This is a genomic window from Rhodoferax bucti, from assembly GCF_005876985.1.
Classification (GTDB): domain Bacteria; phylum Pseudomonadota; class Gammaproteobacteria; order Burkholderiales; family Burkholderiaceae_C; genus Allorhodoferax; species Allorhodoferax bucti.
The window spans coordinates 133,216-147,154 of record NZ_VAHD01000004.1; the positions used below are offsets into that span (position 1 = coordinate 133,216).

13 protein-coding genes are annotated in these 13,939 nt (G+C 62.5%); 8 read left to right on the plus strand and 5 right to left on the minus strand.

Annotated elements, in window-relative coordinates; genetic code table 11:
• Nucleotides 1-5 precede the first annotated feature (5 nt).
• Both FDM28_RS15085 and FDM28_RS15090 read right to left on the minus strand, forming a co-directional pair.
• Nucleotides 6-260 carry a hypothetical protein gene (locus tag FDM28_RS15085; protein WP_138516580.1) on the minus strand — a complete coding sequence of 85 codons (255 nt, stop codon included), beginning with the start codon at nucleotides 258-260 and terminating at the stop codon, nucleotides 6-8.
• Nucleotides 261-314: 54 nt separating this feature from the next.
• Nucleotides 315-1,193, minus strand: a complete 879-nt coding sequence (locus FDM28_RS15090) for an MBL fold metallo-hydrolase (RefSeq protein ID WP_138516582.1) — start codon at nucleotides 1,191-1,193, stop codon at nucleotides 315-317.
• Nucleotides 1,194-1,321: 128 nt separating this feature from the next.
• Here FDM28_RS15090 and FDM28_RS15095 point away from each other — a divergent pair, with 128 nt between their 5' ends.
• The gene (locus tag FDM28_RS15095; RefSeq protein ID WP_138516584.1) at nucleotides 1,322-2,224 is read left to right on the plus strand and encodes a LysR family transcriptional regulator; all 903 of its coding nucleotides are present in this window, start codon (nucleotides 1,322-1,324) and stop codon (nucleotides 2,222-2,224) included.
• A 66-nt stretch (nucleotides 2,225-2,290) separates the two neighbouring features.
• Here the strand turns inward: FDM28_RS15095 and FDM28_RS15100 are convergent, their stop codons facing one another.
• Nucleotides 2,291-2,887: a helix-turn-helix domain-containing protein gene (locus FDM28_RS15100; protein ID WP_138516585.1), complete on the minus strand. Its 597-nt coding sequence runs from the start codon at nucleotides 2,885-2,887 to the stop codon at nucleotides 2,291-2,293.
• 73 nt (nucleotides 2,888-2,960) lie between these two features.
• Here FDM28_RS15100 and FDM28_RS15105 point away from each other — a divergent pair, with 73 nt between their 5' ends.
• A complete protein-coding gene (locus FDM28_RS15105) occupies nucleotides 2,961-4,031 on the plus strand; it encodes a threonine aldolase family protein (protein ID WP_138516587.1) in 1,071 nt (356 codons plus the stop codon).
• Nucleotides 4,032-4,123: 92 nt separating this feature from the next.
• Here the strand turns inward: FDM28_RS15105 and argH are convergent, their stop codons facing one another.
• Nucleotides 4,124-5,557 (minus strand): argininosuccinate lyase, encoded by a 1,434-nt coding sequence (gene argH, locus FDM28_RS15110; RefSeq protein WP_138516589.1) that lies wholly within the window; start codon nucleotides 5,555-5,557, stop codon nucleotides 4,124-4,126.
• A gap of 40 nt (nucleotides 5,558-5,597) precedes the next feature.
• Between argH and FDM28_RS15115 the strand changes: the two genes are divergently transcribed.
• The 3 genes from FDM28_RS15115 (at nucleotide 5,598) to FDM28_RS15125 (ending at nucleotide 8,163) form a co-directional block, all read left to right on the plus strand.
• Nucleotides 5,598-6,635 (plus strand): sensor histidine kinase, encoded by a 1,038-nt coding sequence (locus FDM28_RS15115; RefSeq protein ID WP_138516591.1) that lies wholly within the window; start codon nucleotides 5,598-5,600, stop codon nucleotides 6,633-6,635.
• Nucleotides 6,632-7,396: a LytR/AlgR family response regulator transcription factor gene (locus FDM28_RS15120; protein ID WP_240792034.1), complete on the plus strand. Its 765-nt coding sequence runs from the start codon at nucleotides 6,632-6,634 to the stop codon at nucleotides 7,394-7,396. Before FDM28_RS15115 ends, FDM28_RS15120 begins: the two co-directional genes overlap by 4 nt.
• 74 nt (nucleotides 7,397-7,470) lie before the next feature.
• Nucleotides 7,471-8,163 carry a substrate-binding periplasmic protein gene (locus tag FDM28_RS15125; protein ID WP_170211810.1) on the plus strand — a complete coding sequence of 231 codons (693 nt, stop codon included), beginning with the start codon at nucleotides 7,471-7,473 and terminating at the stop codon, nucleotides 8,161-8,163.
• Nucleotides 8,164-8,231: 68 nt separating this feature from the next.
• Here FDM28_RS15125 and ppc read toward each other — a convergent pair whose 3' ends face one another.
• The gene (gene ppc / locus FDM28_RS15130; protein WP_138516595.1) at nucleotides 8,232-11,054 is read right to left on the minus strand and encodes a phosphoenolpyruvate carboxylase; all 2,823 of its coding nucleotides are present in this window, start codon (nucleotides 11,052-11,054) and stop codon (nucleotides 8,232-8,234) included.
• A 97-nt stretch (nucleotides 11,055-11,151) separates the two neighbouring features.
• Between ppc and hemC the strand changes: the two genes are divergently transcribed.
• From hemC to FDM28_RS15145, 3 genes are read left to right on the plus strand one after another with little or no spacing between them, the layout of a single operon-like run.
• Entirely contained in the window at nucleotides 11,152-12,063 is a 912-nt protein-coding gene (gene hemC, locus FDM28_RS15135; protein ID WP_138516597.1) for a hydroxymethylbilane synthase, read from the plus strand.
• A 19-nt stretch (nucleotides 12,064-12,082) separates the two neighbouring features.
• Nucleotides 12,083-12,877 (plus strand): uroporphyrinogen-III synthase, encoded by a 795-nt coding sequence (locus FDM28_RS15140; RefSeq protein WP_138516599.1) that lies wholly within the window; start codon nucleotides 12,083-12,085, stop codon nucleotides 12,875-12,877.
• Nucleotides 12,874-13,938 (plus strand): uroporphyrinogen-III C-methyltransferase, encoded by a 1,065-nt coding sequence (locus FDM28_RS15145; RefSeq protein WP_138516601.1) that lies wholly within the window; start codon nucleotides 12,874-12,876, stop codon nucleotides 13,936-13,938. Before FDM28_RS15140 ends, FDM28_RS15145 begins: the two co-directional genes overlap by 4 nt.
• The last annotated feature ends 1 nt before the right edge of the window (nucleotide 13,939 follow it).

A 13,939-nucleotide genomic window follows, 5' to 3' on the forward strand; every position in this document is an offset into this window, starting at 1 on the left:
TTTTTTCAATGGTTGTTAAGCGTGGCGGCTGCGAGCGCTTGCTCAAAAAGGACGATCTCTTCCTGCAGGCTACCGCGGCTGCGGAAGTGACGGGCGGCGCGGTTGTACCAGTTCTCGGCGTCTTCCAGATCGCCTTCCTGCAGGTGCAAGATGCCGTGCAACCAGGCGCCCAGCATGGAGTCGTCCTTTTGCACCTGGTCGTGTGCGGCGTTCCAGCGACCCGCGTTCAGGTCTTGTAAAACTTGGTGAAGAAGGGACATGTGCGCTCCTGGGTGCAGGGATGGATGCCATGCCTTAGGGCATGGCGACGGGGTTTACCACTTCATTTCGCCGGTGTTGACCTTGGCGCCGATGTCCAGCGACAGGCCGCCGTCCGTCAGGGCAGGGTAGGCCTGCTTCATGGCGGGGATCAAGGTGGCGCTGGTCTTGTTGGCAGCGAGGTTTTTCTCGAAAGTCTGCAAGTAGTCTTTGGTGAAGGCAATGTTGCTGGCGTCTACCTTGGTACCTGCCTTCATGTGGCCGGGAATCACCAGCTCAGGCTTCAAAGCGGCCATTTCGTCCAGCTGGGCTACCCATGCGGCGCGCTCTGCAGCGGTTTGTGTGTCAGCGGTCCAGACATGCATGTTGCCGAACACGCCGATGTTGCCGACCACCGCCTTGATGGACGGAATCCAGGCATAGGGGCGGTGTGCCAGCAGTCCTTGGGTGCCGCGGATCTCGATGGTCTGGCCTTCCAGCGTCAGGGTGTTGCCTTCCAGGGCACGGGGCACCACGGGCTTGCGGGGGGCGTTGGCGCCCATTTTGGGGCCCCAGAACGCGACCTTGCCAGCCAGCTTGGGCGCGAGTTTGCCCAGCACAGCGGGTGTGGTCACCACGTCGGCCTGGGGGAACACTTCTTTCAGGGCTTCCACACCGAAGTAGTAGTCAGGGTCGGCCTGGCTCACGTAGATGGTGGTCAGTTGCTTGCCACTGTCGAGCACGTTGGCAGCGATGCGCAAGGCGTCGGCACGGGTGAAACCGGCGTCAATGACGATGGCGTCTTTCTGGCCATAAACCAGCGTGGAATTGACGTTGAAGCTGTTGGCATCAGCGTTGTAGATCTTGACGGTGAGCGGTTGTTGGGCGTTTGCTGCCCCAGACAGTGAGGTAAAGGCGATGGCCAGCGATGCGGCGATAACGGTAGTGCGGATCATGGTGAACTCCTGGTAGTGGTTGGACGCTAAGAGGACGTCTCATCAGCGTTGGGTTGAACTTTAATTTCAATATCCGCGCAGATAAACCCGATAATTCGGCCAAAACTGTTTCATAAAATGAGCAAATCATGGACCGTTTAACCGCCATGCAGGTGTTTGTGGAGGTGGCGCAGAGTGGCAGCTTCAGCGCCACGGCCGACAAGATGGACATGTCGCGCGCCATGGTGACGCGTTATGTAGGCGAGCTGGAGCAGTGGCTGGGCGCACGCCTGCTCCAGCGCACTACCCGCAGCGTCACGCTGACCGACGCCGGTGAGAGTTGCCTGCGCCGCAGCCAGCAGATGCTGGCGCTCATGGAAAACGTCGAAGAAGAGACCAGCCGCCACGACGGCGCGCTGCGCGGGCAACTGCGGGTGACCTGCAGCATGTCGTTCGCCTATGCGGAAATGGCGGCGGCGATTGCCGACTTTCTGGCGTTCTACCCGCAGCTCAAGATCGACCTCAACGCCAGCGAAGGTGCACTCAACCTGGTGGAGGCGCGCATCGACTTGGCCATTCGCATCAGCGCCGAGCCGGACCCGGCGCTCATCGGCCGGGTGCTGGCGCCATGTGCCTCGGTGCTGGTGGCTTCGCCGGACTACCTCGCAAAGCACGGCACGCCACAGCTACCCGCAGACCTGCAGGTGCACCGTTGTCTGAGCTATGCCAATTTCGGCAAAAGCATATGGAAACTGCACCGCGGCGAGGAGCACGCCGAGGTGCATGTGGGCAGCCACTTCAGCGCCAACGAGGCCACGGCTTTGCTGCGGGCTGCGCTCGCAGGCGGCGGGGTGGCCATGCAACCCACGTACCTGGCAAGCCCTCACCTGCATGATGGAAGCTTGCAACAGGTGCTGCCGCAGTGGCAGCTGCCCATGATGTCCATCTACGCGCTCTACCCCTCGCGCAAGCACCTCTCTCCGGCGGTGCGGGCTTTGCTGGACTTTTTGGTGGAGCGTTTTGCGAGCGAGCCTTGGAGGTTGCAGTGCTGAATTGCTATGAATTCAATAGCTGCTCGCGCATATTCCACAAGCGCCAGGGCCATTTTTGCTTGGAAGTTAGCCCAAGTGCTCCACCACCAGCACCGCCTTGGCCATGCCTTTGCCGGTGTTGCTGATGGCGTGCTGCACGTCCACCGCGTAGCGCGCGCTGTCGCCCGCCTTGAGCACCTTGCTGCTGTCGGCGGCCTGCACCGTGAGGCTGCCGCTGAGCACCGAGAGGTGCTCTTTCGCGCCTGCCTCGTGCGGCTCGGAGGCCAGCACGCCGCCGGGTTCTACGGCCAGCTCGTACCACTCCACCCGGCCCGCCAAGGCAATGGGTCCCAGGATGCGCAGCGTGCACTTGCCGTCCGGGCTGGTGGTGACAGGGATGGTGTGGGCCGGTACCAGCTCCACCGTCGGCGTGGCCTTGTCGGCAGTGGTGTTGCCCAGCAGGTCAGTGAGGCTGATGCCCAACGCCGTCGCCAGGCGCCACAGTACACCGACTGTCGGGTTGGCTTGGTTGCGCTCTACTTCGGAGAGCATGGATTTGGAAACTCCTGCGCGTTTGGAGAGCTCGTCCAGCGAGAGCTGTTGCGCCTTGCGGGCGTCTTGCAGTTTGGAGCCTACAGCTGGGGGGCCGTCGACCAAAGGAGTAGGGTGGGGGACTTGCGCCATGCTGGTGTTGGTCGGTAAAATGGATTTTTGTTCGATATACCGGAAATATCCGCTAAAACGATATTACACCGCCATGACCACTTTGCCTACCTCTCTGTCCACCGTTGCCCCCGGCCACTATTTGCAATTCGCCAGCGACAACACCTCCGGCATCTGCCCCGAGGCCATGCAGGCTTTCATGGCGGCCAACACGGGCTTTGCGGCGTCCTACGGTAATGACGACGCCACGCGCTTGGCCTGCGACCGCATCCGTGAGGTGTTTGAGGCGGACGCCGAGGTGTTCTTTGTGTTCAACGGCACGGCGGCCAACTCGATCGCGCTGGCGTCCTTGTGCCAGTCCTACCAGGCCGTCATTTGCAGCGACACCGCTCACGTCGAGACCGATGAGTGCGGCGCGCCCGAGTTTTTCTCGAATGGCTCCAAACTGCTCTCCGCCCCGCACCGCCACGGCAAGCTCACCTCGGCCGGAGTGCTGGAGGTCATCACCCGCCGCACCGATGTGCACTACCCGCGGCCCAAGGTCGTCACGCTGACCCAGTCCACCGAGATGGGCTCGGTTTACCAGAAGGGCGAGATCAGTGGCATCAGCCGCATCGCGCAGGAGCACGGCCTGAAGGTGCACATGGACGGCGCCCGCTTCGCCAACGCCGTAGCCGCCCTCAAGGTGGCGCCGGCCGACATCACCTGGCGCGCTGGGGTGGATGTGCTGTGCTTTGGCGGCACCAAGATGGGCTTGCCGATTGGTGAAGCCATCGTATTTTTTGACCGCAAGCTGGGCGAAGAGTTTTCCTACCGCTGCAAACAGGCCGGGCAGCTGGCCTCCAAGATGCGCTATCTGTCCGCCCCTTGGCTGGCCATGTTGACCGACGGCACCTGGCTGCGTCACGCCGCGCACGCCAACGCCATGGCGCATCGCCTCTCAGAGCGCATTGCCGGCATCGCCGGTGCCGAGTTGCTGCTGCCCACCGAAGTGAACGGCGTGTTCGTCAACTTGCCCGAGCCCGCCATTGCCCGCCTCAAGGCGCTGGGCTGGACCTTCTACACCTTCATTGGCGGCGGTGCGCGCTTCATGTGCTCCTGGGCGACCACCGAAGAGGCGGTGGACCACTTGGCCAGCGATCTGGAGCGGGTGCTGGCGGGTTGAATGAGCGAGTAAATGCTACGAATTTTGTAGCTACTCGCGCAATAAAAACGGGGGCTAGGCCCCCATTTCGTTCGAAAGTAGTTGGTTGAACCTCAGCCCAAGCGAGCGCGGTGCCGCGCAATCTGCGCACGCACTTGGGCCGGCGCGGTACCGCCCAAAATATTGCGCGCATTGAGCGAGCCGCGCAGGCTCAGGCACTCGTACACATCTTTCTCGATACTGGCATGGAAGCCCTGCAGTACCGCCAGCGGCAATTCAGACAAATCGCAGGCGTGGCTCTGGGCTGCCTTCACCGCGTGGGCTACGGTCTCGTGGGCATCGCGGAAAGGCAGGCCCTTCTTCACCAGATAGTCGGCCAGGTCGGTGGCAGTGGCGTAGCCCTTGAGGGCAGCGCGTTCCATGGCTTCGGCGTTCACGCTGATGCCGCCTTCTTTCTGGCCCGTGGCCGCATTCACCTGCCCGCCAATCATCTCGGAGAAGATGCGCAGCGTGTCCTTCAAGGTGTCCACGGTGTCGAACAGCGGCTCTTTGTCTTCCTGGTTGTCCTTGTTGTAGGCCAGGGGCTGGCCTTTCATCAGGGTGATCAGGCCCATCAGGTGGCCAACCACGCGGCCGGTCTTGCCGCGTGCCAGCTCGGGCACGTCAGGGTTTTTCTTCTGCGGCATGATGGACGAGCCGGTGGTGAAGCGGTCGGCAATCTTGATGAAGCCGAAGTTCTGGCTCATCCAGATGATCAGCTCTTCGCTCATGCGGCTGATGTGCACCATGGTCAGGCTGGCGGCACTGGTGAATTCGATCGCAAAGTCGCGGTCGCTCACGGCGTCCAGGCTGTTCTGGCAGACGCCGTCCATGGCTAGCGTCTTGGCCACGCGCTCACGGTCCAGCGGGTAGCTGGTGCCGGCCAATGCGGCGCTGCCCAGCGGCAGACGGTTGGTGCGGCGGCGCACTTCCGCAAAGCGCTCGGCATCGCGGCTGAACATTTCCACATAGGCCAGCATGTGGTGGCCAAAGCTCACGGGCTGGGCCACTTGCAAATGGGTGAAGCCGGGCAGGATGACTTCCGCGTTTGCTTCAGCCACATCGACCAGCGACTTTTGCAAGTCCACCAGCAGCTCGCCAATCAAATCAATCTCGCTGCGCAGCCACAGGCGCACGTCGGTGGCGACTTGGTCGTTGCGGCTGCGGCCGGTGTGCAGGCGCTTGCCGGCATCGCCCACCAGCTGGGTCAAGCGCGCTTCGATGTTCAGGTGCACGTCTTCCAGGTCCAGCTTCCACTCGAAAGCGCCGGATTCGATTTCGCCCCAGATCTGGGCCATGCCTTTTTGGATGGATGCGTGGTCGTCGGCACTGATGATGCCCTGCGCGGCCAGCATTTCGGCGTGTGCCAGGCTGCCGGTGATGTCGGCTTGCCAGAGGCGTTTGTCAAAAAACACGCTGGAGGTGTAGCGCTTGACCAGGTCGCTCATGGGCTCGGAAAACAGCGCGGACCACGCTTGGGACTTTTTATCGAATTGGTTTTGGGACATGGGAGGCGCTTTTCAGGAAAGGAGTCAAAATCCGGTGGACATGAACGACAACCAAATATTATCGACGTTCCAGGACCTGCCCCCCACAGGGCGGCCTGCAGCACCCGCGCCGGTGCTGGTGTTTGATGCCTGCCACATCGGGGTGGTGCTGCGCGCGGTGTTGTTTGTCGAGGTGTCGCTGGCGGTGGTGTGCATGTTTGCTTCCGCCAGCGTGTGGGACTGGATTGCCCGCTTGGCCCTGGTCACCGGTGCGGCGCTACCAGGTACCTTGGCGTGGTTGTTGGCGGCTTGTATTGCCAAGCGCTGGCTCGCAGGCATGCCCAAGGCGGCGCAATACGCCTTGGCCATCGCGCTGGGGGGAATTGCAGGCTTGTATGGTTGCGGCCTGCTTGCCTGGTCCGGTCTGCTGGAGAGCCCGCCCTGGGTGGCCAGCCTTTTTTCTGGGGCCTTGTTGTCCAGCCTCTTGGTGGCGGCTCTGGTGATGCGTGCCAAAGGCCGCACGCCGGCGGATACGGCGGCCCGCCTGGCCGAGCTGCAGTCGCGCATCCGGCCGCATTTTTTGTTCAATACCCTCAACAGCGCTATTGCCCTGGTGCGCGCTGAGCCAGCCAAGGCCGAGGCCTTGCTCGAAGATTTGAGCGACTTGTTTCGCCACGCGCTCAAGGACCCGAGCAGCTCGGTCACCCTGCGCGAGGAGTTGTTGCTGGCGCAGCGTTATCTTGCGATTGAGCAGGTGCGGTTTGGCGAGCGGCTGCAGGTGCAGTGGGACCTCGACCCGAAAGCCGAGGCCGCCCATCTGCCGCCCCTGATTCTGCAACCGCTGGTAGAAAATGCGGTCTGTCATGGCGTGGAGCCCAGTGCGCAGGGGGCCGCCATCAAAATTTCGACACGTTGCAAAGGTACGGTAGCGGTCATCAAGGTCACCAACACGGTGCCTGCAGGGCAAGGCGCACGCGGCCACGGGCTGGCGTTGCGCAATGTGCAGGAGCGGTTGGCTTTGTTGCATGATGTGCAGGGCCAATTCAAGAGCGGCCTGAAAGACGGTGTGTACCAAGTGCGTATGGAGGTGCCTTTATGACTGCAATGCAGCCTGACACCCAGTTGCGGGTGATGCTGGTGGACGACGAGCCCTTGGCCCGGGCCCGCATGCGTACCTTGCTGGGCTATTGCACCCACCCCGCGGTGCATGTGGCAGCCGAAGCCCCAAATGCCGAACAGGCCGCCGCCTTGCTGCGCCAGCAGCCGGTGGACCTCGTGTTTCTGGACATCCACATGCCCGGCAGCAGCGGCTTGGCTTTGGCGCAAACCTTGCGCAGCCTGCCGTATCCGCCGGCCATCGTTTTCGTGACCGCGCATGCGGAGCATGCCGTAGCCGCCTTTGACCTGGAAGCAGTGGACTACCTGACCAAGCCTGTGCGCCTGGAGCGCCTGCAGGCAGCGCTACAAAAAGCAGAGCGCTTTGCGCATGCCAGACGTGCGCTACAGGCCGATTTGGTGAGTGAAGAAGTGCTCATCATTCAGGAACGCAACCGCACAGAGCGTGTGCCTTTAACGCAGGTGCTTTACTTCAAGGCCGAGCTCAAATACATCACGGTGCGCACGGCCACGCGCAGCTACATCCTGGATGGCGCCTTGAACGACTTGGAAGAAAAGCACGGCGGCAAGTTCATCCGCATCCACCGCAATGCGCTGGTAGCCCGCAAGATGGTGCGCTCCCTGGAGAAGCATTTCGATGCGGAGGAGGGCGAGGGCTGGGCCGTGCGGCTGCAAGGCTTGGAGGAGCTGTTGTCGGTATCGCGGCGGCAGCTCGCCTCGGTCAGAGCGCTCATTTCTCAATGAGGGGGTGGTGGCGCCATAGTGGGCTTGCGGGTCTTGCGGGTCTTGCGGGTGCGCTGTGTTTTAGCTTTGCCGCGGTGGCTGGGGCCCAGCCGGCGCTCAAAGTGCGCATCGGGGTGGAAGACGATTGGCGGCCCTATGCCTATGTGCAAGCCGGGCAACCGGCCGGCTTTGCGGTCGAGCTGGTGCAGGCTGCCTGGGCGGCGGCAGGGGTCGCGCTGGAGTTGGTGCCACTGCCCTATGCCCGTTGCATGTATGAGGTGGAGAGCGGCAAGCTCGCCGGTTGTTTTGACACCTTGCGCGACCCCCGCACTGAAAACAAATACCTCTGGCACAGATACCATTTGTTTCGCGCCCGCATCGGCATCTATGGGCGCACTGACGGCGCCAAAGAAACGGTCAATGTGCAGGCATTGCGTGGCAAGCGTGTAGGCGTGACCAACGGCTACGACTACGGCACCGCGTTTGATGGCGACCCCGCTATGGTCCGTGATGTGGCGGCGTCCGATTTGACGTCGCTGCGCAAGCTGGTGGCCGGGCGGGTGGACTACGCGCTGGTTTATGACCGGGTGGCCGCAGAAATTGCATCCAACAACCCGACGCTGGGCCATGGATTCCGTTTGCGCGGGGTGCTCCTGGAGCCGAGCTTGTACCTGTCCTTCTCCAAAAAGTATCCCGGTGTGCAGCCCTTGATCGCCCAGTTTGATGCCGGGCTGGATGCCATACGCAAAAACGGCGAATACGCGCGGATCGAAGCGCGGTGGCGGTAAATGCATGGCGTTTGCCGCCATAAAAAAAGGGCCCGCAGGCCCTTTTTGTTTTTAGGCATCGTGCCCCATCAGCCCGTGTTGCGCAGGCCGGCAGCAATGCCGTTGATGGAGATGTGGATACCGCGCTGCACCCGCTCGTCCGCCTTGCCTTCGCGGTAGCGACGCACCAGCTCCACTTGCAAGTGGTGCAGAGGGTCGATATACGGGAAGCGGTGGCGGATGGAGCGCTGCAGTGCGGCGTTGTTGGCCAGGCGGTTTTTTTCACCGGTGATGGTGGCCAGCGCTTGGGCGGTGCCATGCCATTCGGCTTCAATCGCGGTAAATATCTTCTTGCGCAGGCGGGCGTCGCTCACCAGCTCGGCGTAGCGTGAGGCCAGCGCCAGATCGCTCTTGGCCATCACCATGTCCATGTTGGAGAGCAGGGTGCGGAAGAAGGGCCACTGCTTGTACATCTTCTGCAGCAAGGCCACGCGCTCTTTTTGCTCGGCGGCAGTGCCGGTGCCCACAAACTTTTGCACAGCCGAGCCGAAGCCGAACCAGCCCGGCAGTGTCAAGCGGCACTGGCCCCAGCTGAAGCCCCAGGGGATGGCCCGCAGGTCTTCAATCCGCTGCGAGGCTTTGCGCGATGCAGGGCGTGAGCCGATGTTGAGTTCGGCAATTTCGCGCAGCGGGGTGGAGGCGAAAAAGTATTCGGTGAAGCCTGCGGTTTCGTACACCAGCGCCCGGTACGCCGACATGCTGTTTTGCGACAGCTCGGCAGCGGCCTCCAGGAAGGCCTTGGTTGCCGACTTGGTGGGTTGCAACAAAGTGGCTTCCAAGGTGGCCGCGACCAGGGTTTCCAGGTTGCGACGACCGATTTCAGGGTTGGCGTACTTGGAGCCGATGACTTCACCTTGTTCGGTCAGGCGGATCTGGCCGCGCACGGTGCCGGGAGGTTGGGCCAGGATGGCCTGGTAGCTCGGGCCGCCGCCGCGACCCACCGTGCCGCCACGGCCGTGGAACATGCGCAGCTGGATCTTGTGCTGGGTGGCCAGCACGTCAAAGAGTTCCACCAGCGCGATCTCGGCGCGGTACAGCTCCCAGTTGCTGGTGAAGATGCCGCCGTCCTTGTTGGAGTCGGAGTAGCCCAGCATGATGTCTTGCTCCGCACCGCTGCGCTTGACCAGATCGGCCACGCCGGGCAGGGCGTAGAAGTCGCGCATGATGGGCGCGGCATTGCGCAGGTCTTCGATGGTTTCAAACAGCGGCACGACGATCAGGTCGGCAGTCGCTTCGGCATCCAGGGTGCCGCGCACCAGGCCCACCTCTTTTTGCAGCAGCAACACTTCGAGCAAGTCGCTCACGGTTTCGGTGTGGCTGATGATGTAGTGGCGAATGGCCTCTACGCCGAAGCGCTCGCGCATCACCTTGGCCATGGCAAAAATTGCCAACTCGCCTTGGGCATGGGCCGAGTACTCCACGCCGTGCACCCGCAAGGGGCGCGCATCGTTGAGCAGGCCCAGCAGAAGGGTGCGTTTTTCTTCTTCGGCCAGGCTGCTGTAGTCGGCATGCACGCGGGCGGTGGACAGCAGCTCGGCCACCACTTCCTCGTGTTTGTCGGAGCTTTGGCGCAAATCGACAGTGGCCAAATGGAAGCCGAACACTTCCACCGCGCGGATCAACGGGTGCAGGCGCTGCGCGGTCAGGGCCGCACCGTGGTTGGCCTTGAGCGATGCTTCGATGGTCCGCAAGTCGGCCACGAAGTCTTCGGCTTTCAGGTACGGGTTCTGCGGCGCCACGGCGTGGCGCGCAGCTTCGGTGCCGGTCAGGTCTTTGAGGGTGGCTGCCAGGCGGGCGTACATGCCGGTCAGTGCACGGCGATAGGGCTCGTCCTTGCGGTGGGCGTTCTGGTCGGGGGAGCTTTCGGCCAGGGCTTGCATCGCGGGCGTGCAGTCGGCCAGCATGGCGGAGATGGAGAGTTCGCCGCCCAGGTAGTGCACCTCGGTCAGGTAGTGGCGCAGGGCCACTTCGGCTTGGCGGCGCAGGGCGTATTCCAGCGTCTGCGCGCTGACGTTGGGGTTGCCGTCGCGGTCACCGCCAATCCATTGGCCCATGCGCAAAAAGCTGTGCACCGGCTGGTTGCCCAGCATGTCTTCCAGGTCGGCGTAGAGCTTGGGAATCTCGCGCAGAAAGGTGGACTCGTAGTAGCTCAGCGCGTTCTCAATTTCGTCGGCCACGGTCAGCTTCGAGAAACGCAGGAGGCGCGTCTGCCAGAGCTGCATCACCCGGGCGCGCATTTGGGCTTCGTTGGCGGCCAGCTCTTTGGGGGTGAGCGCGTCTTTTTTGCTGTCGACGATGCTGGCGCGTTGCTTGATCTCATCGCGCTGGGTCAGCAGTTGGGCGATGTCACGCTCTGCATCCAGAATGCTCTTGCGCTGCACTTCAGTGGGGTGCGCGGTGAGCACGGGAGACACAAAGCTTTGTGCCAGTGTTTGCGAAATTGCCTTGGGCGCAATGCCAGCCCAGCGCAGGCGGGACATGGCAACTTCAATGCTGCCTTCCTGGGTATCACCGGCACGCTCGTGGATGGCACGGCGGCGGATATGGTGGCGGTCTTCGGCGAGGTTGGCGAGGTGCGAAAAATAGGTGAATGCGCGGATCACGCTTACCGTCTGGTCGCCAGACAGGCTCTTGAGCAATTTTTTGAGGGCCTTGTCGGCTTCCTGGTCGGCATCCCTACGGAAGGCCACCGACAGGGTACGGATTTTTTCGATGAGCTCATAAGCGTCAACACCTTCCTGCTCCCGGATCACATCCCCCAGAATGCGCCCAAGGAGGCGGATGTCTTCTACCAAGGGACGCTCGTTGTCTTTTGCGCGCTTGGCCGTTTCTGCGGCAGGTGCTTTATTCATAGGTCTGGGAGTGATGTGAGAGAGGCTTCGGATGAAGCAAGGAACGCGCCCATGCTAGCATCGAAGGCATATTTTCGATTACAGCCGAGTTACGATTTTGCCCACTTTTACGATCGCCACCCGGGAGAGCCGTTTGGCACTCTGGCAAGCAGAACATGTCAAAGCCCTTCTCGAGCGAAGCGGGGCCTCGGTGTCCCTGTTGGGCATGACGACTAAAGGTGACCAGATTCTGGACCGTTCTCTCAGCAAAGTGGGAGGCAAGGGCCTGTTTGTCAAAGAACTGGAAATCGCGCTCGAAGAAGGCCGGGCCGACCTGGCCGTGCATTCTCTCAAAGACGTACCCATGGAGTTGCCCGAGGGCTTTGTGCTGGCGTGCGTGATGGAGCGCGAGGACCCGCGCGACGCTTGGGTGTCCAGCAACTATGCGAGTGTGATGGACCTGCCGCAAGGCGCGGTAGTGGGCACCTCCAGCCTGCGCCGCGTCGCCCTGCTGCGGGCCATGCGCCCGGACCTCAAGATTGAACCCCTGCGCGGCAACCTCGACACCCGTTTGCGCAAGCTCGACGATGGCCTGTACGACGGCATTGTGTTGGCGGCCGCTGGTCTCAAGCGCTTGGGGCTGGCGTCCCGCATCCGTGCCGTGTTCGAGCCCGAGCAAATGTTGCCTGCCGCAGGGCAGGGTGCTCTGGGCATCGAGATCCGCGCGGATCGCACCGATGTGCACGGTGCGCTCGCCCACTTGGTGCACCAACCCACTTGGCTGGCGGTGTGTGCGGAGCGTGCGGTGAGCCGCATGATGGGCGGCAGCTGTTCCATGCCGCTGGCGGCGTATGCGACGTTCACCGGCGACGAACTGCACATCCGTGCTGCCTGGGGCGATGCTGAAGGCGTGCAGCCCGTGGTCTATGCCGATGCGACGGGCCTGGCCCGCGATGCCGCTGCGGCAACCGTTTTGGGTGAGCAGGTCGCGCGTGCGCTGCAGGCGGCTGTCAGCGCTTTGTCTTCCTAGGCAGTTACGAAAGGGTTGTATGCGCGTCATCATCACCCGCCCCGAAGCAGAAGCCGCGCCCTGGCTCAAGGCGCTGGATGCTGCCGGCTACACCAGCTGGAGCCTGCCGCTGATCGATATCCGCCCGGCGGCCAACGCGGCGGCGGTGGAGTCGGCCTGGAGCCGCTTGTCTGAATTCGATGCGGCCATGTTTGTCAGCCGCAATGCGGTGCATTATTTTTTTGAACGAAAAAGCCTTGTAGCGCCCGTATTCACTGCGCAAGCAGCTATCAAAACCAGAGCGTTTGTGACCGGCCCCGGTAGCTACGGAGCGCTGCAGCGCGTGGGCGTGGAGCCCGCGTGGGTCGACGCGCCGGACTTCCACTCCGGCCAATTCGATTCCGAGGCTCTCTGGGCCGTGGTGCGCACACGCGTGGTGCCCGGTTACCGGGTGCTGATTGTGCGCGGCGTCACCATGGATGAGGGCGCCAGTGACGAGGGCTCCGGGCGCGACTGGTTTGCGCGCCGCGTGCAAGATGCGGGCGGTGCGGTGGAGTTTGTGGTGTCGTACGAGCGCCAGCGCCCGCAGTGGGATGCGGCGACCGTCGCCCAGGCGCATGCCGCGGCAAGCGATGGCACGGTGTGGGTGTTCAGTAGCTCGGAGGCCATTCGCAACCTGCAGCAATGCTGCCCCGGCCAAAGTTGGGCACAGGCCCACGCCGTGGTGACCCACCCGCGCATCGGCGACGCGGCGCGGCAAGCAGGTTTCGGGCGGGTACAGGAGTCCAAACCCCTCCTGCCGGCGCTGATGGCGTCGATAGAATCGCTGCAATGAATTCCGAAGCCCCAGCCTCCGCAGCATCCGCCGGTCCGGACGCGTCTTCCAGCCCCTTTCCCGGCGCTTTGCTTCCAACCGTCAAGTCGTCCCGTCGTTGGCTGCGTGGTGTTGCGTTGGTGGCTGTGGCCGGTGTCGCTGGCAGTGGCTTACTCTGGCAAAAGCTGGGCAATATCCAGGAGCAACTGGCCCGTCAAACGGCCGAGTCCGGCAGCCAAGCCGGTGAGGCCCGTGCGACGGCTAAACAGGCCCAAGAGCTGGCGATCGAGACGGCTGCCAAGCTGGCTGTGCTGGAAGCCCGTCTCAGTGAAGTCGCTTTGCAGCGCACCCAGCTCGAAGAGCTGATGCAAAGTTTGTCCCGCTCGCGGGATGAAAATCTGGTGGTAGACATTGAGTCCTCGCTGCGTCTGGCCCAGCAGCAGGCGCAATTGACAGGAAGTGTGGAGCCCTTGCTGGCATCGCTCAAGTCTGCCGAGCTGCGGGTAGCCCGGGCAGCCCAACCCCGTTTGACTCCTTTGCAGCGCGCAATCGCCAAAGACGTGGCCCGGATCAAAGCCACTGTCCTGTCGGACACCCCTGCGATGCTGGTGAAGCTGGATGAGTTGGTTTCTCTCGCTGATGACATGCCAGTCGGCAATGCGGTGATCGCCCCCAAGTCTGCCCCTGGCCTTAGGCGGGAGACGGAGGAATCTTTGTCCGGCTGGTCCGGTCGCCTGCTGACGATGGTGCGGGAAGAGGTGCGGGGCTTGGTGCGTGTCAGCAAGATTGAAAATCCGGATGTGGCTTTGTTGTCGCCGGAGCAGTCCTTTTTTGTGCGTGAAAACTTCAAGCTCAAAGTCTTAAACGCCCGTCTGGGATTGCTCTCCCGTCAGACAGAAGCTGCGCGTACGGATCTGGTCTCTGCATCCAATGCACTCACGCGTTACTTCGACGCCAACTCCCGCAAGGCACAAACAGCGCAGGCTTTGCTGTTGCAGCTGCAATCGCAGATGCGCACGCTCGAAGTTCCCCGTGTTGATGAAACCCTGGCCGCCCTGGCCACTGCCGCTGCAGGACGCTGAC

Excerpts from the sequence above, each read along its gene's own strand:
- FDM28_RS15085 (WP_138516580.1), bottom strand. The coding sequence starts at position 260 with ATGTCCCTTCTTCACCAAGTTTTACAAGACCTGAACGCGGGTCGCTGG.
- FDM28_RS15090 (WP_138516582.1), bottom strand. The coding sequence starts at position 1,193 with ATGATCCGCACTACCGTTATCGCCGCATCGCTGGCCATCGCCTTTACC.
- FDM28_RS15095 (WP_138516584.1), top strand. The coding sequence starts at position 1,322 with ATGGACCGTTTAACCGCCATGCAGGTGTTTGTGGAGGTGGCGCAGAGT.
- FDM28_RS15100 (WP_138516585.1), bottom strand. The coding sequence starts at position 2,887 with ATGGCGCAAGTCCCCCACCCTACTCCTTTGGTCGACGGCCCCCCAGCT.
- FDM28_RS15105 (WP_138516587.1), top strand. The coding sequence starts at position 2,961 with ATGACCACTTTGCCTACCTCTCTGTCCACCGTTGCCCCCGGCCACTAT.
- argH (WP_138516589.1), bottom strand. The coding sequence starts at position 5,557 with ATGTCCCAAAACCAATTCGATAAAAAGTCCCAAGCGTGGTCCGCGCTG.
- FDM28_RS15115 (WP_138516591.1), top strand. The coding sequence starts at position 5,598 with ATGAACGACAACCAAATATTATCGACGTTCCAGGACCTGCCCCCCACA.
- FDM28_RS15120 (WP_240792034.1), top strand. The coding sequence starts at position 6,632 with ATGACTGCAATGCAGCCTGACACCCAGTTGCGGGTGATGCTGGTGGAC.
- ppc (WP_138516595.1), bottom strand. The coding sequence starts at position 11,054 with ATGAATAAAGCACCTGCCGCAGAAACGGCCAAGCGCGCAAAAGACAAC.
- FDM28_RS15140 (WP_138516599.1), top strand. The coding sequence starts at position 12,083 with ATGCGCGTCATCATCACCCGCCCCGAAGCAGAAGCCGCGCCCTGGCTC.
- FDM28_RS15145 (WP_138516601.1), top strand. The coding sequence starts at position 12,874 with ATGAATTCCGAAGCCCCAGCCTCCGCAGCATCCGCCGGTCCGGACGCG.